Raw genomic sequence first — 21090 nt, forward strand, 5'->3', positions numbered from 1 at the left:
TCTCAGCCTTCGCTCGGTGGCAATCTCCGGCCTGGAGGTGTCGGGAGAGCATCGGCCGCGGGGATCCCCACCCGCAGAATTCCGTCGGCACGCCGTGCGCGTTCGGCGAGTGCGCCACGATGCTCCGCCCTGTCCTCGGCTGCATCGGCACCTGTCGATTCCGGATCCTCCTCTCTGGCATGAGGAGGGAATCGGACTCGCCGCCCGATCAGTCGCGGACCTCGCTCACGAGTGCGTCCCCAACACGCTCCGCATCGGTCATCTCGGTCATCGGCGATCTTTTCGTGGTGGCGGGTCGAGGGATCGGCCCGCCACCAGCGTCGGCTACTTCGCGGAAATCGTCTCCGGAAGTGGCTGATAGGAGAACTGCGCCTGGGTCGTGCCCGCGCTGATCTCTGCTTGGAGCGACTGGATCTCCTGATCGTGCAGAATGCTCGACTGGCTGGCCTCCTGTTGCGGCGTCAGCCCCTCCTCCGCGGGCCCGGGCGTCGAAGAATCCCCCTGCGATTGTGCTTCATCCAACGAGGCCTCGTGCGGGTTATTGACCCTGTGGTTCAAAATCGCATAAGTCACCCAGTCTGGGCACTTCTCCTTGCCGCCATTCTCGCAATACATGTTCTGCAAGCCGAGCACGCCGTCAACGGGCCACCCATCGTACGTGGTGAACTCGTGAGGGTTGTACACGCCGATCAGCTTCCGGCGGTCAGTCAGCTTGCAGGTGTCGTTGTCGCACACGTACCTCCCCGCGTAAGCGACAAGCGAATATCGACCGTCTTCCTTCTGAGTGTAATTCGTCGACATCATGACTCTTCGCTGAGCCTCAACACTCCAGATGTTGTACTTGTTCCAGGCCTTGTCGAGTCCCCAACCGAGTCCGCTGTCCGCGTCGTAGAACCCGCGTCGAAGCGGAATTTTCCCGAGGCTCGGGTGTGCCGCGGTGGCGAGGACCTCGCTCGTGGGATATCCAGTGGGCGGGGGCGCCGCGTTCGCCACCGCCGACCCTGATAGCCCGATCCCGACCGCCAATGCGGACGCAATGACCGCTCGAGCCGTGAGCGTCCGGGCGGCGGTAGGAGCAGCGATGGTCGCGCGGATGGCCTTGGCGCGCTCGACAAGTGTGAGTTCGACGTGTGGCTTCACAGGTTCTTTCCTCTCAGAGAATTTGATGGAAGTTCCTTCAGTAGCCCACCATTCTCTGTTTGGGGGAGGTCATCAAAGCCCCCGTAGGGTGGGGCTCAATTCTGCTAGGAAGTTCAGGATCGACCTGAGGAAATTCTTAGATATCGTCGAACCTTGAATGATCCACAGTTCGATCACGAGCGCACCCGAACGGGTGCCGCGGTCGGTGCTGGAAGGTTCAATTGAATCTCCTACGACTGCCGATCGAGTAATACTGTGCGCAGGATGTCGTCATATCGAGCTCTCGAATCCGAGTGTCGTGTCAGTAGAGTCCACGACTCGCCAGTCGACAACCCACCCGAGGGTCGCAGTTGGACACGGTACGAACCGTGATCGGGGCCGCCATCCCGCGACCCGCCGACCGGCCTCGCGGGCGAACTGGGCAGTGATGGCAATACATTTCGCGGCCGCCGGCCGGCCATACGGATTGCAGTCAGGCTTTCGTAACGTGGCCGTCGAGCCCTTCGTACAGGTCGAAGTTCCGCTCACCGATCAGAGCGACAAGAGTGTCGAACGCCTCCGTCAGTGGCACTTCGGTCGTGAGGTCGTTCGCCTCGAACGCGCGGATCGAAGGTGCGCTGTCGTTCAGGTCAGCGAGGAGTACGTAAAACTTTTCGTACTGCTCGTCACGCCCCGCCGGGTCCTGACGGCCAGTGAAGAGTCGGAGTCGGGGGCCGGCGTTGAGAAACGTCGGCTTGCGTCTCTCGGTGCCGTCGCTCTCAGCGCCGACGTCGAAGATGAGCAGCGCGGCCAGCACGGCGTAGGGGAAGCGTCTATGCAGGGTGACAGCCTCGTTGAGGAGGTCGGCGCGGCGGTTCGTGAGGTTCTTTTGGAAGTTCATGGTCTTGCCGTCGCGAAAGAGGATCGTCTTAACGCTGACGGCGAGGATCAGGCCCGACTCTTCGGTGGCCCATGTGACGTCGACTTTCTTTGCGCCGATGCCGCCCGCGAGCCGTCGCTCCGCGCCGCTCGCTCCGGACTCACCCGGTCCGGTCGGTCGTGCACCGTCCATGCCTCGTGCACGCAACTCGGACGAGACCGCTAAGGCGACTGCCGCCGAGAGCTTCTCGTTATAGTTCTTCTTAGTCGCCTGTGCCGCCTCGTCTCCGGGCTTCGACCCGCAGGAGCGGATTGCGGCTACCAGCAGGTCGTCAACCGTTACCACGTCGGCTCCTCGCTTCCCGTCGCCCTGCAAGCGCAGCCCGGGCGGCCCGAACCTCTGCCACGTCCGATTTTCTCATGCCGAGCCCGCTGACGAGGAGGACGTCATCCACGAGCTTCGCCGCGTCGAGGAGGTTCCCCCTGCTGAGGTTCCCCGCGACCTGCGGCCGGATCGCGAGCAGTTCCTCCCTCGCATCGCCGACCACTGCGGGGGATGGGACTGCCCACAGGTCGGCTTCGCCGGGTTCCATCTTCAACATGCCCCCGCCGTAGGCACGACCGGTGAACTCCGCGCCAAGCATCGTGACCGAGTTCAGCGCGGCGACGGGCAGTACTTCGCGGCCGAGCTTTTTGTGCTCAGCCGCGAGGTAGACGCCGTGAACAGAGTTGAGGTGTAGGGCACCGGCACTGTTGGTCGTCAGGCGCGGAGTGTCGGCATTCATGTACGTCAGCAGCATGTCGGCCTGAGCGACCAAAGGTACCCGCCACCAGTCCTTTCGTACCCGGCATTTATAAGCGGTGTGGACGGCGTCCGCTTCGCCCTGGGTGATATACGCGAGGGCGGCGTTAGAGGGATCCCCAGCTGGGCGGAACAGCATCGTCCGCTTCCCCGCGCGTCCCAAGTCTGCGTGAGCGTCAGTCGAAAATTCGAGTCCGCGCAGATGGCTCGATCCCGGCGGAGAGAGGTGGAGGACCTCGCTAGGCAGCAGCCCAAGCGCAGCCACCCGGTCAGGGCTGAGCGCGAAGTACTTGTTGTTGCCGGTGACCATTCCCAGCGTCGTCTCGCCCCAGGCCTTCAGAGCCGTGAACGAGCCGCCGAGGATCAGCTTCGCGTAAATGCCGGCCGCCTCCGGGCTCACCGTCGACCCGGACCATCTCCCCGATGGGTTGGTCGGGGTCCAGGTCGCCGCTGCAGGCATGTCTTGGGCCAGCGCGTCGGCGTCGTTCACTTGACGGATGCGGGCGTGATCGGTGGAACCGCCGTAGCCATCGGCGAGCAGCAGCAGTGCTTCGGTCTCTGCCTCCGCGAACACCCGCTTGTCGAATAGCACGAGGTCCACGCTCGAAAAGTTTTCGAACAGGAACTGCCGCACCGGAGCGGCATAATTTGCGTGCAGGAGTTCCGCCGGAAGGACGTAGCCGAGGCGTCCACCGGCCCGCAGGCTCAGGGCGCCGTGCACTGTGAACGCTGCCCACGATGAGGCCAGACCAGAGAGCGCGACGCCGCCGCGCAGAGCTGCCGCGCGCGCTTTGGCGCGCGAGTTGCCAGCAAAGTCCTGGAACCGGATGTATGGAGGGTTCCCGATGACGGCCGAGTAGCGCGCGGTCGCTGGGGTGTCGAAAAAGTCGCCCACGGTCATATTCACGCTACCGCCGGCGTCGGAGATCCTCTCGGCGCCGACCTCGGCGCTCCGCTGGTGCAGCTCAACGCCATACACATGCGGTTCGACGGCGCCGAGGTCTTGCAGACGGGTCACGGCGTGCACTAGGAACTCGGCGTCGCCCGCGGACGGTTCGAGCACGACGTCGTGCGTCGTGCGAACAGCCCAGCCCGCCACGAATGCCGCGATCGTGGGAGGCGTGAAGAAAGCACCGCGCGCCTTCCGGAGGGAGACGCTATCGAGAGGATCACGCGCATCGAGAGTCACTCGACCATCTTGCCCTGCACCACCGACGTTCAGCACGGCCAGGCGGGTCTCTGACGTCCGGCGAGGCGCCCCTTCGATGCACTGGATGGTTTGTAGGCGCCGTGATTGCCGTCGTGGCTGCTTAGCTGGTCCGCAGCGGCAAACAGGACGGCGCGCTCACCAGACGAAACCGCCACCGGTGATGTCAGCGAGTTGACGGCATGTGTACAAGCCACCGCGTCGAAGAATGAGGCAAGAGCCTTCGGTAGGGAGGCGCTCAACCCCGCTAGAGGTTTTAGGATCAATTTGTAGATAATTTCATATTCCGCAGGATCGTTATTGAGGGTCTCATCATGGTGAAGCGACTGCCGGATGACGCGATTGACATCTTGGCCGATCGTGCGGTCCTCGACGGGTGTGCTGTTGCTCGAACTCCGGCAGTCGATTGGCGAGCACGAAGAGAAAGGGCTACGCAGTGGCCGCGGTGGTCGGTCGTGTCGACAGCTCGCGCAGTCGGTTCGTGAGCAACGTCGTCTACGGTGCGCAAGGTTCTACCAAGCCTATGCCGCTTCATAAATGGCCCGTCTGTGGGGGCGCGAGCGGATGACGATCACGCTCGGCGAGGTCACCAGCTCGTTACCACCGTCCGCGTGATGACCCATCCGGCCTCGCGGCGCATGAGCCGGCTCGTCAGCTGGAGCCGCCAGGTCGCGTGCAGGCGGCCGATGGTCGCCCCGGTGATCGTGCGGGAGGTGAGCACCGGATGCGCGGCGCCGCCCGAGAGGGCGCTCTCGACGTGGTCGATTGCGTGGTACTCCGTGCGCGCCTCGTCGATGTCGGCGAGCCACTCCTCTCGCGACCGCACGAGGTCGTCGAGGTCGCTCATGCCGGTGGCCCGGTCGTCGCCCGGCGTACGAGCTGCGTCGGTAGTTGTACGTGTAGCGAGCGGGGTTCGCGGCCGGACATCAGGGCGATCAGCATCTCGGCGGCAGTCGCGCCGAGGGTCTGCATGGGCTGGCGGATGGTCGTCAGCGGTGGGTCGAAGCGGGCGGCCTCGGGGACGTCGTCGAAGCCGACCACCGAGAGATCGTGCGGGACGGCGAGCCCGAGGTGTGCGGCGGTTTCGATGATCGCAAGTGCCGAGACGTCGTTCGCGGCGAAGACGGCGGTCGGACGATCCGGAAGCGACAGCAGCGAGGACGCGGGGCGCCGCGCGGTATCGCGGTGGTAGTTGCCCACCCGCAGCAGGCGCTCGTCGAAGGCGATGCCTGCCTCCGCCAGCGCCGCTCGATAGCCGGCCTCGCGCAACCGCGCCGAACGGAGGTCGCCGCGGCCCGCGACGAAGCCGATGCGGCGGTGCCCGAGCGTGATCAGGTGTCGGATGGCGAGCAGGGCGCCGCCGAAGTTGTCGGACTCGACGGTCGGCAGATCGGCGCGGCCGGTGTGCGGATCGACGGCGACGAGGGGGATGTCGGAGGGGGCACTCACCACGGTCGGCGTGACCAGGATCGCGCCGTCGATGAGGGTGCCGCTGAGGCGGCTCAGCGAGCGCCGCTCCCAGCCCTCCTGCTCGCCCTCGTGCGAGCCGGAGTAGGCGAGCAGGTCGAAGCGCGACTCCGCCAGCACCGACCCGACGCCCTTCAGGATCTCGGCGCTGAACGGCTCGAACCCGGCGACGAGCACACCGATCACGCCCGTGCGCCGGGAGCGCATGCTGCTCGCGACAAGGCTCGATTCGTAGCCGAGCTCGCGCACCACCTCGAGCACGCGCGTGGCAGTGGCGGGCGCGACCCCGTAGCGGCCGTTCACGGCCTTGGACACCGTCGCCACCGAGACTCCGGCCGTGGCGGCGACGTCGTGGATGGTGGGTCGCGCGGTCATGATCCCGACGATAACCCCTCCTTGGAAAACCATTTCGAAAACGTTTGACTACATTCGCAACCCCTGCGGACACTGACTCCACCCGCGCAGGCGGAAACCCTCACGGTGCCGGCGCACCAGACGGCGCCCTCGATGAAGAGAACGGTTGGACGATGAAGTTCAGGAAGATCGCAGTGGCGACAGCAGCCCTGCTCGGCGCAGTCGTGGCCCTCAGCGGCTGCTCGGCCCAGGATTCGGGATCGAGCGACGGCACCGTCGCGATGACCCTCTGGCAGAACTCCACTACGGGCCCCGGCCAGGAGTTCTGGGAGAAGACCATCACGGACTTCGAGGCCGCGAACCCCGGAGTGAGCATCGAGTCGCAGGCCATTCAGAACGAGGACCTCGACGGCAAGCTCCAGACGGCGCTCAACTCGGGCGACGCTCCCGACATCTTCCTCCAGCGCGGCGGAGGCAAGCTCGCGGCGATGGTCGCGGGCGGTCAGCTGAAGGACCTCACCGGAGGGATTTCAGACCAGGCGCGCAGCGAGATCCCCGAGGGCTCCTTCTCGGCGAACACCCTCGACGACAAAGTGTGGGCGATGCCGGTCGCCGTGCTCCCGGGCGGTCTCTTCTACAGCCAGGACGTCTTCACCGCCGCCGGAATCACCGAGACTCCGACGACGATCGACGAGCTCGACTCCGCGATCACGAAGATCAAGGGCAGCGGTGCTCAGGCCGTCGCACTCGGCGCGAAGGACGCCTGGCCGGCCGCGCACTGGTACTACTTCTTCGCGCTGCGCCAGTGCAGCGCGGACACGATGGCGCAGGCGGCCGACACGAAGGATTTCTCGGACGAGTGCTGGGTCCGCGCCGGTCAGGACCTGCAGGACTTCGCGGCGACCGAGCCGTTCAACGAGGGCTTCCTCACCACCGCGGCCCAGCAGGGCGCGGGCAGCTCGGCCGGCCTCCTCGCCAACCACCAGGCCGCGATGGAGCTGATGGGCGCGTGGGACCCGGGCGTGATCGCCTCGCTCACCCCCGACGAGCAGCCGCTGCCCGACCTGGGCTGGTTCCCCTTCCCCGAGATCGACGGCGGCGACGGCGAGGCCGGCGCGATCATGGGCGGCGTCGACGGCTATTCCTGCTCGGCGGGTGCTCCCGACGAGTGCGTCGACTTCCTCAACTACCTGGCCACCGCCGACGTGCAGAAGGAGTACTACGCGGCCTTCAACGCGCCCCCGGTGAACACCGTGGCGCAGGAGGCGGTTACCGAGCCGTACCTCCAGCAGATCCTCGCCGCCTACAACTCGGCGCCGTACGTCTCGCAGTGGCTCGACACCGTCTACGGCCTCAACGTCGGCAACGCGCTGAACGTCGGAGTCGTCGACCTCCTCGCAGGCAAGAGCGACCCCGAGCAGCTGGTCGAGGCCGTCAACGCCGCCGCGGCAAAGGCGTAGTCACCGTGGCACTCCGCGAGAGCCCGCTCCTCAGAGTGGATGAGCCCCGCGGGACCGAGCGCACCGGAGGCGTCACCTCGACGCCTCCGGTGCGCCGGCGCCGCCGCAGCGTGGGCTGGGCGGGGCGTTTCGAAATCGCGCTCCTGGTCGGCCCGGCGCTGATCGTCTTCCTCGCCTTCGTGATCTTCCCGGTCGTGATGGCGGCCTACTACGGCTTCTTCAGCTGGCAGGGCTACGGCGTCCCGACAGACTTTGTCGGCTTCCGCAACTACCTGACGATCCTGCAGGACCCGACCTTCCATGACGCTCTCGCCCACAACGGCATCATCGTGGTGCTCTCGCTGGTGCTCCAGGGGCCGGTCGCGATCCTCCTGGCGCTGCTGTTGAACCGCAAGCTGCGCGGGCAGTCGTTCATCCGGGTCCTGATCTTCGTGCCGTACGTGATCTCGGAGGTCGTCGTCGGCACCGGCTGGAGCCTGATGCTCCAGACCAGCGGAGCGGTCAACGGGCTGCTCGAGAACATCGGTCTCGGTGCGCTGACGCAGGACTGGCTCTCGGATCCGGCGATCGCGATCTGGACGCTGATGCTGATCATCACATGGAAGTACATCGGCTTCGCCGTGATCCTCTTCCTCGCCGGGCTCCAGGGCATTCCCGAGGAGCTTTCGGAGGCGGCGGCGATTGACGGGGCTTCCTATTGGCAAGTGCAGCGGCGGATCACCCTGCCGCTGCTCGCGCCGACCCTGCGGATCTGGGCGTTCCTGTCGATCATCGGCGCTCTGCAATTGTTCGACCTGGTTTACATCATCTGGGGGCAGTACGTGTCCTCGACCGCGGGCACCTCGACGATGGCGATCTACCTGGTCACCAATGGCCGAAATGCCGGCAACTACGGATACGGGAACGCCGTCGCGGTGGTCCTGTTCCTGATCTCGCTCGTGGTGGCGCTGCTCTACCAGCGCTTCGTGCTCCGGCGCGACACGGCGGGCGCACTGACAGGAGACAAGCGATGACCGGCACGACGATGACGGCCCCGCCGATCACTCCCCAGACCCCGCGGCCTCTGGCCGTGAAGCGGCGCAAGCAGCCGCTGGGCCGCGGCACCACGATCGCCTACCTCGTGGCGATCGTCGTGATCGCGCTGATGCTCGCTCCGGTGGCGTACATCATCCTCGGCGGCTTCCGCACGAACGCGCAGATCACCACCGACCCGGCGGGCCTGCCCTCGCCGTGGAACGTGCAGAACTACCTCGACGTGATCACTGGCGGCGTGTTCTGGCAGGAGGTCGGCAACTCCACGATCGCGGGACTTGCCACCACGCTCGGCGTGGTCGTTCTCGGCCTGATGGCGAGCTACGTCCTGGCCCGCTACGACTTCACCGGGCGAGGCGTGTTCTACGCGCTCTTCGCCGCCGGCCTGATGTTTCCGATGACGGTGGCGATCACTCCGCTCTATCTGGTGATCAAGAGTCTTGGCCTGATGAATTCGCTCGCCGGAGTGGTGCTGCCGCAGATCGCATTCGGCCTGCCGACCACAATCATCATCCTGGTGCCGTTCCTGCGCGCGATCCCGGACGAGATCCAAGAGGCGGCGTTCATCGACGGCTGCAGCCGGATCGGCTTTTTCTTCCGGATGGTCGTGCGCCTGGCGATGCCGGGCGTGATCACTACGGGGATCCTGGCGTTCATCGCGAGCTGGAACAGCTACCTGCTGCCGCTGTTCATCCTCAACAACGAGTCGACCTTCACGCTCCCGCTTGGAGTGCAGGCGTTCTCGTCGCAATACTCCGTCGATACGGCGAAGGTGCTCGCCTTCGTGTCGCTGTCGATGATTCCGGCGCTGATCTTCTTCAGCGTCTTCGAGCGCCGCATCGTCGGCGGGCTCACGGGGGCGGTGAAGGGATGAGCGGATCGCTCCGAGCGTCGGCCGCCGCCGCCTCCGCCGCTCCGCCCGCCGCCCCACCCGCAGAGAGGGTCGCACCGTGACCGCACCGCACGCACCAGAGGACCCCCAGGCGCCGTCCGCCCGCACCACCGAGCTGCTGGACCGGATGACGCTAGAGGAGAAGCTCGCCCAACTCGTCGGCTACTGGGTCGACCAGGGCGGCGAGGTCGTCGCTCCGCTCGCCGGCGAGATGGCGACATCGACCGGATACGCCGAAGCGACCCGCGAGGGGATCGGCCAGCTCACCCGCGTCTACGGCACGCGCCCCGTCGATCCGCTCGAGCGTGCGCGGTGGCTGTGGGCGGAGCAGCGGCGGCTCGTCGAGGAGACGCGGCTGGGCATCCCCGCGATCGTGCACGAGGAGTGCCTGACCGGTCTGGCCGCCTGGCAAGCCGCGACGTTCCCGACTCCGCTGGCGTGGGGCGCCTCCTTCGACCCCGCACTCGTGGCCGAGCTGGGCGCCGTGATCGGCGGCTCGATGCGCGAACTCGGGATCCACCAGGGCCTGGCGCCGGTACTCGACGTGATCCGCGACGCGCGCTGGGGCCGCGTCGACGAGTGCATCGCCGAGGACCCGTACGTCGTCGGCACGCTGGGCACCGCCTACGTGCAGGGGCTCCAGTCGGCCGGCGTCGACGCGACACTGAAGCACTTCGTCGGCTACTCCGCCTCCCGCGGGGGACGCAACCACGCGCCGGTGCACGCCGGACCGCGCGAAATCGCGGACGTGCTGCTGCCGCCGTTCGAGATGGCGATCCGTGACGGCGGCGCCCGCTCGGTGATGAATTCGTACGCCGAGATCGACGGCGACCCGGTCGCGGCGACGCCCGCTTACCTCACGGGAGTGCTGCGTGAACGCTGGGGCTTTGACGGAGTGGTCGTCGCCGACTACTTCTCCGTGGCGTTCCTGCACCTGATGCACGCTGTCGCCGCCGACCTGGGCGAGGCGGCCGAACTGGCGCTCGCCGCGGGGATCGACGTGGAGCTGCCCACCGGCGACGCGTTCCTCGCTCCGCTGGCCGCGCGAATCCGGGCCGGGGAGACCGACGACGCTCTGGTCGACCGGGCGGTACTGCGGGTGCTCGCGCAGAAGGAGCGGCTCGGCCTACTCGACGCGCGCTTCGACGACGCCCCCGAGTCGATCGACCTGGACTCGCCGGCCCACCGCGACATCGCCCGCCGCCTGGCCGAGGAGTCGGTGGTGCTGCTCGCGAACGACGGCGTGCTGCCGCTCGCTCCGCCCCGCCGCCTCGCGCTGGTCGGCCCCAACGCCGACAGCGCGCCCGCCCTGATGGGCTGCTACTCCTTCGCCAACCATGTGCTGGCGCACCACCCGGGCGTGCCGTTGGGCTTCGAGATCCCGACCGTCGCGGACGCGCTGGCCGACGAATTCGGCTCGGTGGAGTTCCTGCTGGCCGAGGGCTGCACGGTCGAGGGCGAGGACGCCTCCGGGATCGCCGAGGCGGTTCAGGTGGCCGCCGACTCCGACGTCGCGATCGTGGTCGTCGGCGACCGGGCGGGCCTGTTCGGCCGTGGGACGGTCGGCGAGGGCAACGATGTCGAGAGCTTGGAGCTGCCGGGTCGCCAGCGCGAGCTGGTCGAGGCAGTGGTCGCGACCGGAACTCCGGTCGTGCTCGTGCTGCTGACCGGTCGGCCCTACGCGGTGGGCTGGGCGCTCGAGGGGCCCAGCGCTCCGGCCGCTGTGGTGCAGGCGTTCTTCCCGGGGGAGGAGGGCGCCGAGGCGATCGCGGGGGTCGTCTCGGGCCGCATCACTCCCTCCGGACACCTGCCCGTTTCGCTCCCGCGTTCGGCCGGGGCGCAGCCGTTCTCGTACCTGCATCCGATCCTCGGCGGCCCCTCGGACGTGACCTCGGCCGACAGCACGCCGGTGCGGCCGTTCGGCCACGGTCTCTCGTACACGATCTTCGCCCGTACGGATCTGGTGGTGGCGGAGTCGGCTCCGACCGGTGGATCCTTCACGGCGACTGTGCGGGTGCGCAACACGGGCGCGCGGTCGGGTATCGACCTGGTCCAGCTGTACGCCCGCGACGTCTTCGCGAGTGTGACCCGGCCGGTGGCGCAGCTGCTCGGCTACCTGCGGGTTCCGCTTCAGGCCGGCGAGGAGGTGGAGGTGCGGTTTGAGGTGCCGGCGGCGCGGTTGGCCTTCACTGGTCGCGAAGGCGTGCGGATCGTCGAGCCCGGCCGTGTCGAGCTGTGGGTGGGCCCGGACTGCGCGACGCGCGAGACGGAGGCGGCGCTCGAGCTGGTCGGCGACGCCGCCGCGGTCGACGCCTCCTCCCAGCGCCTCGTCGGTACCGAAGTTCACCGAGCGGCGGCGGGCGTTCCGGCCTGATTCGGTTCACAACGCAGGAAGAATCGCTTCGGCGGCTAGGAGATCCGCGGATCTCGGTGCCCGCGGGGCGATCCTTCCGGCTTTCTGAACACGTCTCGTACCCCTGGTGCGGCTGCGGCGGGCGCGGCAGGCTGGGGGGATGAGCGACGACGCGAAGCAGACCCTCCTCCGCTACCTGCAGGAGGGGCGCGACGCCCTGCTGCACAAGCTCGACGGTCTCGACGAGTACGACGTACGCCGGCCGCTGGTCGCCACGGGCACGAACCTGCTCGGACTGGTGAAACATGTGGCCGGCACGGAGGCGGGCTACCTCGGCGCGGTGTTCGGGCGGCCGTTTCCCGAGCCGATGCCGTGGATGGAGGAGGAGTCGGAGCCGAACGCGGATATGTGGGCGACGGCCGACGAGTCGCTCGCCGACGTGGTCGCGCTGTATCGCCGCGTGTGGGTCCACTCCGACGCGACGGTCGCGGCACTGCCGCTGGATGCTCTGGGCGTCGTGCCCTGGTGGACCACGCGCGAGGTCTCGCTGGATCGGATCCTCGTCCACATCACCGCCGAGACTCACCGCCACGCGGGCCACGCGGACATCGTCCGCGAGTTGATCGACGGGCAGGTCGGCTTCCGCACCCCCGGCGGCAACCTGCCGCCGGTTCCCCAGGAGTGGTGGCCCGAGTACCGCGAGCGCCTCGAATCGCTGGCGCGCGCTGTCCGCGATCGGGGCTGACGTACGGCGGCGATCGGTGCTGACGTACGGCCTCGACCGGTGCTGACGTCGATCGGTACGGCCTCGACCGGTGCTGACGTCACCCCGCGCCCGCGCCGCCCGGCTGCTTAGCGTGCTTGACGCCCATCTGCGATCTTGCAGGATGAGGTGCGATTCGCAGGACTCCGAGGTGCGATTTGCAGGGGATCCCGACGACGCCGAGCCCGACTGGCGGAGGAGAGCGCTCTCCGGTGCGCATCCCCTGCAAATCGGACGGTGCTCGCCAGGCGGCGGCCCCGGAGACAGCGCGTGAGCACAAGAGGGAACCCGCACCCCTCGGGCCCACCCCCGTCAAGGGGTGGGTAGCAGGGTTGCCGCCGTCCTACCGTCGAAAGACGCACCGGCCGGAGTGGCGCTTCGGTGATCCAGGGGGAGGACGAGATGCAGAAGTTGTATTACGCGAGCGGATATGTGCTGCTGGGTGACCAGGTGTGCTCGGCGGTGGTCGAGTACGCCCAGGCGCTGGCCAACGTGGGCAAGTCGGACCTCGTCGTGGTGCCGTCCCTCTCGGACGAGGGGCTGCGCGGGGAGACCCGGTTCCTGGTCGGACCGGCCAGCCAGCTTTTCACTAGCCCGGCGCTCGATCGCGGCGTTGACCTCGATGACCCGGAGGCGGTGGAGTCGATGCGCGAGAAGACCCGCCGACTCCAGCCCGCTCGGCCGACAATGCAGCCCCGCGACGAGGACGAGGGCGATGCGGACGGCGGGACCGACTATCTCTGAGCGCTCAGGAGTCGAGCGTGGTGCTGGGGCGCTCGCCGAAGCGGTGGGCATAGGAGGCCGAGAATCGGCCTAAGTGCGCGAAGCCCCAGCGCCGCGCTACTTCGCTGACGCTGACGATTCCGGATTCGCCCGCCCGCAGCTCCTTCCGCACGCCGTCGAGCCGGATCCGGCGCAGATAGTCGACCGCGGTGAAACCGAACTCGCGGCGGAACTCGCTCTGCAGTGTCCGCAGGCCCGTGCCTGCCGCCTCGGCGATCTGCTCGGTGCGCAGTGGCTCATGTGAGTGTGCGTACATGAACTCGATCGCCAGCCGCAGCCGCCCCGAGCGGGGTACTCCGAGGTCGCCGGGGGTGTCGAGTGTCGTATGCGGAAAGGTCTCGAGCAGCGCCACCGCGATGGCGCGATCGGCCTCGTGGCGCAGGAGTGGCGAACTGTCGGCGTCGTAGATCACCCGCGCGACCGTGGCGACCGTCGCCGACCAGCGTCGCAGCGCCGCGCCCTCGGGTCGGGCGGTGGTGTCGAAGAGGAGGGGACCGGTCGTGCCCTCCACCTCCTCCGCGATGCGTTCGAGATAGGCGCCGTCGAAGTGGATGAGGTTTTGCCGGTAGTCGTGGAACTCGAACCGGCTGGGCCGGTTGTTGACGAAGACTGCCGGCTGCCCGAATCCGAGGATCACTGCGTCGCCGTCGAGATCGGTGACTCCCTCGCCGGCGGTCAGCCACGAGACGACGTACTCGCCCCTTGTCTGGATGGAGCCCTGCACGGAGCCGGCGAACTGGCTGCCGCGGAGGGTGACGTCGCCGTCGCCGACGGAGGTGTAGCGGTACGAGAAGTCGGTGCTCGGCTCGACGATGAAGCGGTGTCCGTTGTAGGACTGCTCGAACAGGGCCCGCGCCTGCTCGACATCGTGCCCGCCGATGTCGGAGCGCGTGACGTCGTCGTTCTGTTCCATCGGCAACCAGAGTCGCACGGCGGGCGCCCGCAGTAGTGTGCCCCTTCCGGGGCTTCGCTAGACGGATAGACGGGTCGCGGGCCCTGCGGCACGCGTCATCGCCTGGACCGTGGCGGCCTGGAACTGGCTAAGGAGCACCACGGTGTGCCGCGCTCCGGCTTCGACTGCGAGGGAGAACGTGGCTCCGGCCGGGGTGGCCCGCCACGACCGGATGGTGTGGGTGCCGACCCGGGTCGAGGCGCCGGTGGCCGCGCTCCGCAGCACCAGGGAGTCCGGTGTCACGCAGAGCGCACCACCCACTCCGGCGATGGTCGATGAGCATTCAAAACCTGCATCGTCCGGCACCGTGCCGGCGAGTTCGACGAAGTCGGTGACCTCCATCGGCTCCGCACGGTCCAGGTCACCTTCAGGCACGGCGCGCTCAGGCCGCGTGAGTGAGCCCGGAGGACTCGGACTGCTGCGTCGGCTCGGCGACGATGCGCAGGCCGCGTCCGCTGTTGGCCTCCTCCATCAGCGCGCGCACCCAGCTGGAGTTGATCGCGGGCATGCGGCTGCCGTGGAACGAGAACTGCAGCGGGATGGTGGGGTGCAGCCACAGCGTGTGACGGCCGGTGCCGTTCGTACTCGACGCGTCGAGCTGGAATGCGAACGCCTCGTCGCGGCGGAACTTGTTGATCATGACGATCTGCAGGTGCGCGAGCGCCCGGTCGTCGATCTCGTGCGAAGTGGGGGGAGTGCCGTAGAGCAGAGCGCCCATGATATGTTCCGCCGTTCTGTGCTGTGTCGCGGAGCCGGCCGCGACGGTGGCTGTCCCGGCGAGTGCCGCCGGGAGGGGAGTGCATGGGGAGTGCCGGTTCGAGGGGAGTGGAGCGCGAGTCGGTGGGGAGTCGGATGCGGACCCGGTCTGCGCCGTCGGACGGTGCTGCCAAGTCGCGAGGATTACAGGATGTCGAGCCGGGGGTAGCGGTCTGCGGGTAGCGGTCTTGGGGTACCGGTCTTGGGGGAAGCGGTCTTGGGGGTACCGGTCCGGAGTATTGAGCTCCCGGGATGAGGGGCCCGGATGCCGTCGTGCCGATCTCTGCGGACACCTGCTCCGCCACCCGGTGGACCCTGACGGTTGAGCCGCCCCCCGGCTGTTCTCCGAAAGTACGCTTCTGCGTCGACGGGCACGCGCCGCTATCCACAATGCGAAACGGACGCGGCCTCGCCGAGCTGGCTCCTCAGCCCGGCGCTTCCTACGCCGAGCGTTGAGCGGCTCCGGTGCACACCGCCGCGCCCCCTCCCGCCGACACCGCTTCGGCTCCTCGAGACACTGCGCCCCTCCGCGAGACGCCCTCGACGCAGAGGTGGCTCGCGGAACAGGACGGTGTCTCGGCGGCGCAGGTCGTGATGCAGATCACGACGCGGTGGGGAGAGGGGGCCGTTCTACCGGCGACCACCGACCGGGGGGCACCTCAGCGAATACTCCTCGGGGCTTGACTAGAGTCCCCTCATGCGTGACGACTCCCTAGCTCCGCCCGATCTGCCCGCCGACCTCGTCGCTGCCCTCGCCGCGGTCGAGGCGGGCCTGGCCGCGATGGCCGCGGGCGACCCGGAACCCTACCGCCGTTGCTGGGCCGACTCCACCGACTCCACCCTTTTCGGCGCCTTCGGCACGATCGAGCGCGGGCGGGCGGCGATCGAGGAGACCCTCGACTGGGTCGCTGGTCGGTTCGCCGACGGGATGCTCCGCCCGCACTACGACATCGTGCACGCGGCGGGAGATCTGGCGTACACGGTCGGTCAGGAGACCGGCGAAATCCGCCTCGACGGCGGCGAGTTGAAGTCTGTGGTGATCCGCGTCACCCATGTGTACCGCCGCTTCGACGATCAGGGCTGGCGCATCGTCCACCGGCACGGAGATCATCCGCCCGCCCTCGAGCGCTGACGAGGCGGACGGTGGTCGTGTCGCTCGGGACCCTGGTTTACCTGCCGTGGGCCGCGCGGAAGAGCGTGCTGGCAACGGTCGCCGAGCGGGGCGCGAGCCTGGTGACGCTCGAGGCGGAGGCGCTGCTCCCGCATCTGGTGGCCGTGCGCGGGGGCCGCGTCGCTCCCGTCCCGACCCCGTTCCTCCTCGCCGCCGACGGCATGCCGCTCGCGAGCGCCGCCGCCCACGGCGGCACGCTCTCCTGGCTGCCCTGAGCCGCGGTACCCGTGCCTCTGCCCGGCCCGGACCAGGTGCCCACTGTCCACAAGTTGTCGCACTCGGCGTCGAGTGCGACAACTTCTGGACTCTCTCGGGTGTCGGGTGTCCGGGCGGCGGTAGAGCCGGAGGCGCAACGCGGAGCGACGTCCCTCGTCCCTCTCAGCCGTCGTTGTGCAGGTCAGACCTCGGTGTGCCCCAGCTCGGCTCCCGCACGCAGCCGGATCTCCGGCTCGGCGATGCCCTCCAGCTCCAGCACGACCACGCGGTTGCGCCCGGCGCGGGTCTCCGGCGCGGGGACGATTAGGGTCCGCTGCGGACCGCGGCGCCAGTAGCGGCCGAGGAGGAAGCCGTTCACCCAGACCAGGCCTTTCCCCCAGTGCAGCGTGTCCAGGTAGAGGTCGGCCGGCTCGTCGAGTTCGAACGAACCGGACGCCAGCTGCGGCCCGGCCGGGAACGCCGACGCGGTGACGGCGAGATCCGGCAGGCACTCCAGCGCCAGCGGCCGCGCCGCCCAGCCGGTCAGCTCCGCGCCGTCCAGGCGCACGCCTCCGATCAGGCCCTTGTGCTCGCCGATGCGCGCGCCGTAGTTCACCCGCCCCTGGTTCTCGACCAGGATCGCGAGCTCGCCTCGTCCGCTGGGCAGCGTCAGCGCGCGCTCGTGGTGGTCGCGAGCGAGCACGCCCACCGGCGCGCCGTCCAGCAGCACCCAGGCGCGGTCGCGCACCTCCTCGCCCACCACGAGGCGGGCCGGAGCGGAGGAGCCATCGAGCGTCGTCGTGACCAGCACGAAGCCGTCGTCGTGGCCGAGGTCGTCGAAGCTGGCCACAGTGTCCAGGTGCGCGGCCGGTCCGAAGGCGGAGTCGAGGCCGAGCAGCCCCGGTCCGGGGACCAGCGGAGCGGTGAGGGCCGGGGCTGGCGGGCGCACCGCGGGCACCTCCTCCGGCACCGGCGCGTAGCGCGCGATGACGTCGCGGAACGCCCAGAACTTGGCGGTCGGGTCGCCGCCTTCGTCCAGCGGGGCGTCGTAGTCGTAGCTCGTCGTGATCGCGGCGTAGCGGCCCTTGTCGTTCGCTCCGCTGGTCAGGCCGAAGTTGGTGCCGCCGTGGAACATGTAGATGTTGACCGAGCCGCCGGCTGCGAGCAGGGCGTCCAGTTCACGGGCCGAGGCGTCGGCGTCCGTGGTGTGGTGCTGCGTGCCCCAGTCGTCGAACCAGCCGCACCAGAACTCCATGCACATCAGCGGGCCGGTGGGCTGGAACTCGCGCAGCGTCGCGAGGCGCTCCGGGGTGCGCGAGCCGAACGAGCCGGTGAGGTGCAGGCCCGGGAGGCTGCCGTCGGCGAGCATCTGCGGGGTCGGCTGGTCGATGGTGGTCAGCGGCACCGTGATGCCGCAGTCGCGGGTCACCCGCACGAGGGCGGCCAGGTACTCCTTGTCGGAGCCGTACGCGCCGTACTCGTTCTCGATCTGCACGAGCACCACGGGCCCGCCCGCGTCGATTTGCCGGGGCGCGACGACGGAGTAGACGCGGTGGAGGTAGTCGCTGACCGCGGCGAGGTAGCGCGGCTCCGAGCGGCGCACGCCCACCTCGGGGTCGCGGAACAGCCAGGCGGGGAGCGCGCCGTTGTCCCACTCCGCGCAGATGTAGGGGCCCGGGCGCACGATCGCGTGCATGCCCTCGGCGGCGATCAGGTCGAGGAAGCGGCCCAGGTCGAGCCCGGCGCCCTCGCGCCATTCGCCGCGGCGTGGCTCGTGCGCGTTCCAGGCGATGTAGGTCTCGATCGTGTTCAGGCCCATCAGGCGGGCCTTGCGGATTCGGTCGGCCCACAGGTTCGGGTGGACGCGGAAGTAGTGCAGCGCCCCCGACAGGATGCGGTGCGGGCGGCCATCGAGTTCGAAGTCGTCGGCGCCGATGGCGAAGCGGCTCTCGGGAACGGTAGTCATCTGGATCCCCCTCAGGATCGGTACTCGGTCTGCCCGAGCGTGAGAACGTCGCGGGGCCGACCGGAGCGATCCGGCCGGCCCCGCGTCGCGCAGTGGTGCTACTCCGAGACCGTGAAGCCCTGGGCGTTGCCGTACTGGACGAGCGTGCTCTGCCAGTCGGCGAGGCCCTGGTCGAGGCTGGTGCCGTTGGCGTAGGCCTGGCCGACGGTGTCGCCGAAGACGCTGTTCGCGTACACCTGGTAGGGCAGGTAGGACCAGCCGGAGCGGACGTCCTTCGAGGCCTGGGTCAGCACCTCGTTGATCTTCTGGCCGCCGAAGTACTCCGATTCCTGACCCGTGAACTCCGAGCTGTCGAGGTCGGCCGTGGTCGAGGGGAATCCACCGCTCTGCAGGAAGACGTCGACCGAGGCCGGGTCGCTGTTCAGCCAGCGCAGGAACGCGGCGGCCAGCGCCGGGTTCTCGCTCTGCGTAGTGACGGACTGACCGCCGCCGCCGTTCTCGGCGCTGACGGCCATCAGTTCTCCTTCCGCGCGCCGCGGAGCTGCACGACGTAGGCGATTACCGCGGTGATCACGCCCATGACGATGGCGACTGTGGCCGACGTGTTGTACTGCTGACCGGCGAAGGACAGGTTGTAGGCGTACATGTTCGGGGTGAAGTAGGTGGTGATGATGTTCGGCGCCAGCGTCCGGAGGATGTTCGGCTCGTTGAACAGCTGGAAGCTGCCGATGATCGAGAAGATCGTGGCGATGACGATCGCGCCGCGCAGAGCGGGCAGCTTGATCGAGCGGATCACGCGCATCGGCCCGGCGCCGTCGATCTCCGCCGCCTCGTAGAGCTCGCCGGGAATCGTCTTCAGCGCGGAGTAGAAGATGAGCATGTTGTAGCCCACGAACTCCCAGGTGACGATGTTGCCGATCGAGGCGAGGATCCAGTCGCGCGAGAACGGCTGGACGACGTCGGAGCCGAGCAGGTCGTTGACGTTCGCGGCCAGGCCGAAGGTGTCGCCGTAGATGAAGCCCCACATCAGCACCGCGACGACCGCGGGGACGGCGTAGGGCAGGAAGACCACGATGCGGAAGAAGCCGGTGCCGTGCAGGCGTCCGCTGTCGATCGCGAGGGCCGCGATGAGGGCTAGCACGAGCATCACGGGGACCTGAACGACCAGGAACAGCAGGACACGGCCGAAGCCCTCCCAGAAGTTCGCATCGGTGAAGATCGCGGTGTAGTTGGCGAAGCCGACGAAGGAGTTGCCGCCCACCAGCTGCTCGCGGAACAGGCTGAGGGAGATCGAAGAGACGACCGGGGCGATGAAGACCAGGAGGAAGACGACGAGGAAGGGGGCGACGAACGCCAGGCCCTTCCACTCGCTCTTCGCCCGCGACTTCGGGGCCGCGAGGGGGGACGCCGGAGAGGCGTCCTCGCTCAGCGGGACGGGGGGAGACGACGTCGTCATGGCGGTTCCGTTCAGGAGTGGTGCGGGCCCGCCATGTTCACGTCAACACGGCAGAGCGTCACCGTGGCATGTTCACGTCGCCACCCGCGACAGCGTTGGTGTCGCGATTCGATGCGCGGTGCCCCACGGCCGGCCGGCGGCGCGCTATAAAGGGAAGCCCATGTCACTCGAGACCGATCGCCCCTCCCCGACCAGCCGGCCGCGACGCGGTGTCTCGATGGCGGATGTGGCCCGGCGCGCGAACGTTTCGGGCCAGACGGTCTCGCGGGTGTCGAACGGCAAGCAGAACGTCGATGCCCAGACGCGCGAGCGGGTCCTCGAGGCGATGCGCGCCCTCGGCTACCGGCCCAACAGCGCGGCGCGGGCGCTGCGGACGGGCCGCTTCCACAGCATCGGCGTGATCATGTTCACGCTGTCCTCGTTCGGCAACCTGCGCACCCTCGACGCCATCGCGATCGCGGCCGCTGATGCGGGCTACTCGATCACCCTCATCCCCGTCTCGCACCCCACTCAGGGCGAGGTCTCAGTTGCGTTCCACCGGCTGAGCGAGGAAGCGGTGGACGGCGTCATCATCGTCGTCGAGGCGCACCTGCTCGACGAGGCCGACATCGTCCTCCCGCCGGACCTGCCCGTGGTGGTCGTCGACTCCGCGGGCGGCGAGAAGTACCCGGTGGTCGACACCGACCAGATCTCCGGCGCCCGCCAGGCCGTCGAGCACCTGCTCGGACTCGGCCACCGCACCGTGCACCACATCGCCGGCCCCGACCGCTCCTACTCGGCCGAGCGCCGCCACGAGGCGTGGGAGTCGACCCTGATCGAGCGCGGCGCCCCGGTGCCGGAGGTGCTGGTGGGCGACTGGTCCAGCGACTCCGGCTACCGCCTCGGCCAGCAGCTCGCCGCCGACCCCGAGGTCACCGCGATCTTCGCCGCGAACGACCAGATGGCGCTCGGCGTGCTGCGCGCGCTGCACGAGGCCGGACGCGCCGTGCCGGGCGAGGTGAGCGTGGCCGGCTTCGACGACATGCAGGAGTCGGCGAGCTTCTGGCCGCCGCTGACGACCGTGCGGCAGTTCTTCGGCGACACGGGGCGCCGTTCGGTCGACATCCTGCTGCGCGAACTCGAGTCGGGGGAGCGCACCGGGGTCTCGCTGGTGCCGACCCGGCTGGTGGTGCGGGAGAGCACAGGGCCGGCTCCGGCCGCCTCTTAAGGTCCGATGTGCAGGACTCGGTCCGATCTGCAGGACTCGGAGGCTGGACTCCGAGGTGACCCGAGGTCGGCCTCCGATGCGGGCGCGCCGCGCCTCCACTATTCTCGCGCCTTCACGCGGATACCTCTGTCCTCGAATGGCGACGCACGGAGGTGTCAACAGGTGGTGAAGAGTGCGAGAACACTCACGAGACGAGGATGAGGGTGAGAAGGGATTCGGGCTATTGTCGTCGCGGACCGGGGAATCACCCGCGTGTCTTCCGGATGGACGATCTTG

At 68.5% G+C, this 21090-nt stretch carries 20 protein-coding genes; 9 read left to right on the plus strand and 11 right to left on the minus strand.

The genetic code is table 11. The annotated features are described in order from the left end of the window. Window positions 1-324: 324 nt before the first annotated feature. From C1O28_RS14060 to C1O28_RS14080, 5 genes are all read right to left on the minus strand, one after another. A complete protein-coding gene (locus tag C1O28_RS14060; RefSeq protein WP_097166802.1) occupies window positions 325-1140 on the minus strand; it encodes a hypothetical protein in 816 nt (271 codons plus the stop codon). A 472-nt stretch (window positions 1141-1612) separates the two neighbouring features. Then, window positions 1613-2344, minus strand: coding sequence for a hypothetical protein (locus C1O28_RS15770; protein WP_237398065.1), 732 nt, complete (start codon window positions 2342-2344; stop codon window positions 1613-1615). Continuing rightward, window positions 2331-4025: an Eco57I restriction-modification methylase domain-containing protein gene (locus C1O28_RS14070; protein WP_244210525.1), complete on the minus strand. Its 1695-nt coding sequence runs from the start codon at window positions 4023-4025 to the stop codon at window positions 2331-2333. The genes C1O28_RS15770 and C1O28_RS14070 overlap by 14 nt, the downstream gene beginning before the upstream one ends. Before the next feature lie 568 nt (window positions 4026-4593). Further along, window positions 4594-4854, minus strand: coding sequence for a hypothetical protein (locus C1O28_RS14075; RefSeq protein ID WP_097166804.1), 261 nt, complete (start codon window positions 4852-4854; stop codon window positions 4594-4596). Next, complete coding sequence (locus C1O28_RS14080; protein WP_097166805.1) at window positions 4851-5849, minus strand: LacI family DNA-binding transcriptional regulator; 999 nt, start codon at window positions 5847-5849, stop codon at window positions 4851-4853. Before C1O28_RS14080 ends, C1O28_RS14075 begins: the two co-directional genes overlap by 4 nt. Window positions 5850-6001: 152 nt before the next feature. Here C1O28_RS14080 and C1O28_RS14085 point away from each other — a divergent pair, with 152 nt between their 5' ends. The 6 genes from C1O28_RS14085 to C1O28_RS14110 all read left to right on the plus strand — a co-directional run bounded on the left by C1O28_RS14085 (window position 6002) and on the right by C1O28_RS14110 (window position 13072). After that, window positions 6002-7288, plus strand: coding sequence for an ABC transporter substrate-binding protein (locus tag C1O28_RS14085; RefSeq protein ID WP_097166806.1), 1287 nt, complete (start codon window positions 6002-6004; stop codon window positions 7286-7288). 35 nt (window positions 7289-7323) lie between these two features. Beyond that, window positions 7324-8301, plus strand: coding sequence for a carbohydrate ABC transporter permease (locus C1O28_RS14090; protein WP_181024673.1), 978 nt, complete (start codon window positions 7324-7326; stop codon window positions 8299-8301). After that, a complete protein-coding gene (locus C1O28_RS14095) occupies window positions 8298-9194 on the plus strand; it encodes a carbohydrate ABC transporter permease (protein WP_097166808.1) in 897 nt (298 codons plus the stop codon). Before C1O28_RS14090 ends, C1O28_RS14095 begins: the two co-directional genes overlap by 4 nt. Before the next feature lie 145 nt (window positions 9195-9339). Next, the gene (locus C1O28_RS14100; protein WP_097166914.1) at window positions 9340-11586 is read left to right on the plus strand and encodes a beta-xylosidase/alpha-l-arabinosidase; all 2247 of its coding nucleotides are present in this window, start codon (window positions 9340-9342) and stop codon (window positions 11584-11586) included. A gap of 139 nt (window positions 11587-11725) precedes the next feature. Beyond that, complete coding sequence (locus C1O28_RS14105; RefSeq protein ID WP_097166809.1) at window positions 11726-12310, plus strand: DinB family protein; 585 nt, start codon at window positions 11726-11728, stop codon at window positions 12308-12310. Window positions 12311-12730: 420 nt separating this feature from the next. Next, window positions 12731-13072 carry a hypothetical protein gene (locus C1O28_RS14110; RefSeq protein ID WP_127821548.1) on the plus strand — a complete coding sequence of 114 codons (342 nt, stop codon included), beginning with the start codon at window positions 12731-12733 and terminating at the stop codon, window positions 13070-13072. Between the two features lie 4 nt (window positions 13073-13076). Here the strand turns inward: C1O28_RS14110 and C1O28_RS14115 are convergent, their stop codons facing one another. From C1O28_RS14115 to C1O28_RS14125, 3 genes are read right to left on the minus strand one after another with little or no spacing between them, the layout of a single operon-like run. After that, window positions 13077-14024: a helix-turn-helix transcriptional regulator gene (locus C1O28_RS14115; protein WP_104262095.1), complete on the minus strand. Its 948-nt coding sequence runs from the start codon at window positions 14022-14024 to the stop codon at window positions 13077-13079. A 57-nt stretch (window positions 14025-14081) separates the two neighbouring features. Next, complete coding sequence (locus C1O28_RS14120; protein ID WP_127821549.1) at window positions 14082-14438, minus strand: hypothetical protein; 357 nt, start codon at window positions 14436-14438, stop codon at window positions 14082-14084. A 7-nt stretch (window positions 14439-14445) separates the two neighbouring features. Next, window positions 14446-14781: a DUF7882 family protein gene (locus tag C1O28_RS14125; protein WP_097166813.1), complete on the minus strand. Its 336-nt coding sequence runs from the start codon at window positions 14779-14781 to the stop codon at window positions 14446-14448. A 735-nt stretch (window positions 14782-15516) separates the two neighbouring features. On the opposite strand from C1O28_RS14125, the gene C1O28_RS14130 reads away from it, so the two are divergent. Both C1O28_RS14130 and C1O28_RS14135 read left to right on the plus strand, forming a co-directional pair. Continuing rightward, entirely contained in the window at window positions 15517-15951 is a 435-nt protein-coding gene (locus tag C1O28_RS14130) for a YybH family protein (RefSeq protein WP_097166814.1), read from the plus strand. Window positions 15952-15968: 17 nt separating this feature from the next. Continuing rightward, on the plus strand, window positions 15969-16205 hold the full coding sequence (locus C1O28_RS14135; protein ID WP_127821550.1) for a hypothetical protein: 237 nt from the start codon (window positions 15969-15971) through the stop codon (window positions 16203-16205). A 182-nt stretch (window positions 16206-16387) separates the two neighbouring features. Here the strand turns inward: C1O28_RS14135 and C1O28_RS14140 are convergent, their stop codons facing one another. The 3 genes from C1O28_RS14140 to C1O28_RS14150 form a co-directional block, all read right to left on the minus strand. Next, on the minus strand, window positions 16388-18151 hold the full coding sequence (locus C1O28_RS14140) for a glycoside hydrolase family 35 protein (RefSeq protein WP_097166816.1): 1764 nt from the start codon (window positions 18149-18151) through the stop codon (window positions 16388-16390). A gap of 98 nt (window positions 18152-18249) precedes the next feature. After that, a complete protein-coding gene (locus C1O28_RS14145) occupies window positions 18250-18666 on the minus strand; it encodes a type 2 periplasmic-binding domain-containing protein (RefSeq protein ID WP_202129518.1) in 417 nt (138 codons plus the stop codon). Then, window positions 18666-19607, minus strand: a complete 942-nt coding sequence (locus tag C1O28_RS14150; RefSeq protein ID WP_097166817.1) for a carbohydrate ABC transporter permease — start codon at window positions 19605-19607, stop codon at window positions 18666-18668. The genes C1O28_RS14145 and C1O28_RS14150 overlap by 1 nt, the downstream gene beginning before the upstream one ends. A 160-nt stretch (window positions 19608-19767) precedes the next feature. Here C1O28_RS14150 and C1O28_RS14155 point away from each other — a divergent pair, with 160 nt between their 5' ends. Continuing rightward, window positions 19768-20814 carry a LacI family DNA-binding transcriptional regulator gene (locus tag C1O28_RS14155; protein ID WP_097166818.1) on the plus strand — a complete coding sequence of 349 codons (1047 nt, stop codon included), beginning with the start codon at window positions 19768-19770 and terminating at the stop codon, window positions 20812-20814. Window positions 20815-21090: the final 276 nt, after the last annotated feature.

This window comes from Rathayibacter rathayi, from assembly GCF_004011095.1.
Lineage (GTDB): Bacteria > Actinomycetota > Actinomycetes > Actinomycetales > Microbacteriaceae > Rathayibacter > Rathayibacter rathayi.

Bases quoted from the DNA above. Each gene is read 5' to 3' on its own strand.
- C1O28_RS14125 (WP_097166813.1), bottom strand. From the start codon at position 14,781: ATGGGCGCTCTGCTCTACGGCACTCCCCCCACTTCGCACGAGATCGAC.
- C1O28_RS14095 (WP_097166808.1), top strand. From the start codon at position 8,298: ATGACCGGCACGACGATGACGGCCCCGCCGATCACTCCCCAGACCCCG.
- C1O28_RS14100 (WP_097166914.1), top strand. From the start codon at position 9,340: ATGACGCTAGAGGAGAAGCTCGCCCAACTCGTCGGCTACTGGGTCGAC.
- C1O28_RS14085 (WP_097166806.1), top strand. From the start codon at position 6,002: ATGAAGTTCAGGAAGATCGCAGTGGCGACAGCAGCCCTGCTCGGCGCA.
- C1O28_RS14150 (WP_097166817.1), bottom strand. From the start codon at position 19,607: ATGACGACGTCGTCTCCCCCCGTCCCGCTGAGCGAGGACGCCTCTCCG.
- C1O28_RS14115 (WP_104262095.1), bottom strand. From the start codon at position 14,024: ATGGAACAGAACGACGACGTCACGCGCTCCGACATCGGCGGGCACGAT.
- C1O28_RS14130 (WP_097166814.1), top strand. From the start codon at position 15,517: ATGCGTGACGACTCCCTAGCTCCGCCCGATCTGCCCGCCGACCTCGTC.
- C1O28_RS14075 (WP_097166804.1), bottom strand. From the start codon at position 4,854: ATGAGCGACCTCGACGACCTCGTGCGGTCGCGAGAGGAGTGGCTCGCC.
- C1O28_RS14155 (WP_097166818.1), top strand. From the start codon at position 19,768: ATGTCACTCGAGACCGATCGCCCCTCCCCGACCAGCCGGCCGCGACGC.
- C1O28_RS14110 (WP_127821548.1), top strand. From the start codon at position 12,731: ATGCAGAAGTTGTATTACGCGAGCGGATATGTGCTGCTGGGTGACCAG.
- C1O28_RS14145 (WP_202129518.1), bottom strand. From the start codon at position 18,666: ATGGCCGTCAGCGCCGAGAACGGCGGCGGCGGTCAGTCCGTCACTACG.
- C1O28_RS14140 (WP_097166816.1), bottom strand. From the start codon at position 18,151: ATGACTACCGTTCCCGAGAGCCGCTTCGCCATCGGCGCCGACGACTTC.
- C1O28_RS14080 (WP_097166805.1), bottom strand. From the start codon at position 5,849: ATGACCGCGCGACCCACCATCCACGACGTCGCCGCCACGGCCGGAGTC.
- C1O28_RS14105 (WP_097166809.1), top strand. From the start codon at position 11,726: ATGAGCGACGACGCGAAGCAGACCCTCCTCCGCTACCTGCAGGAGGGG.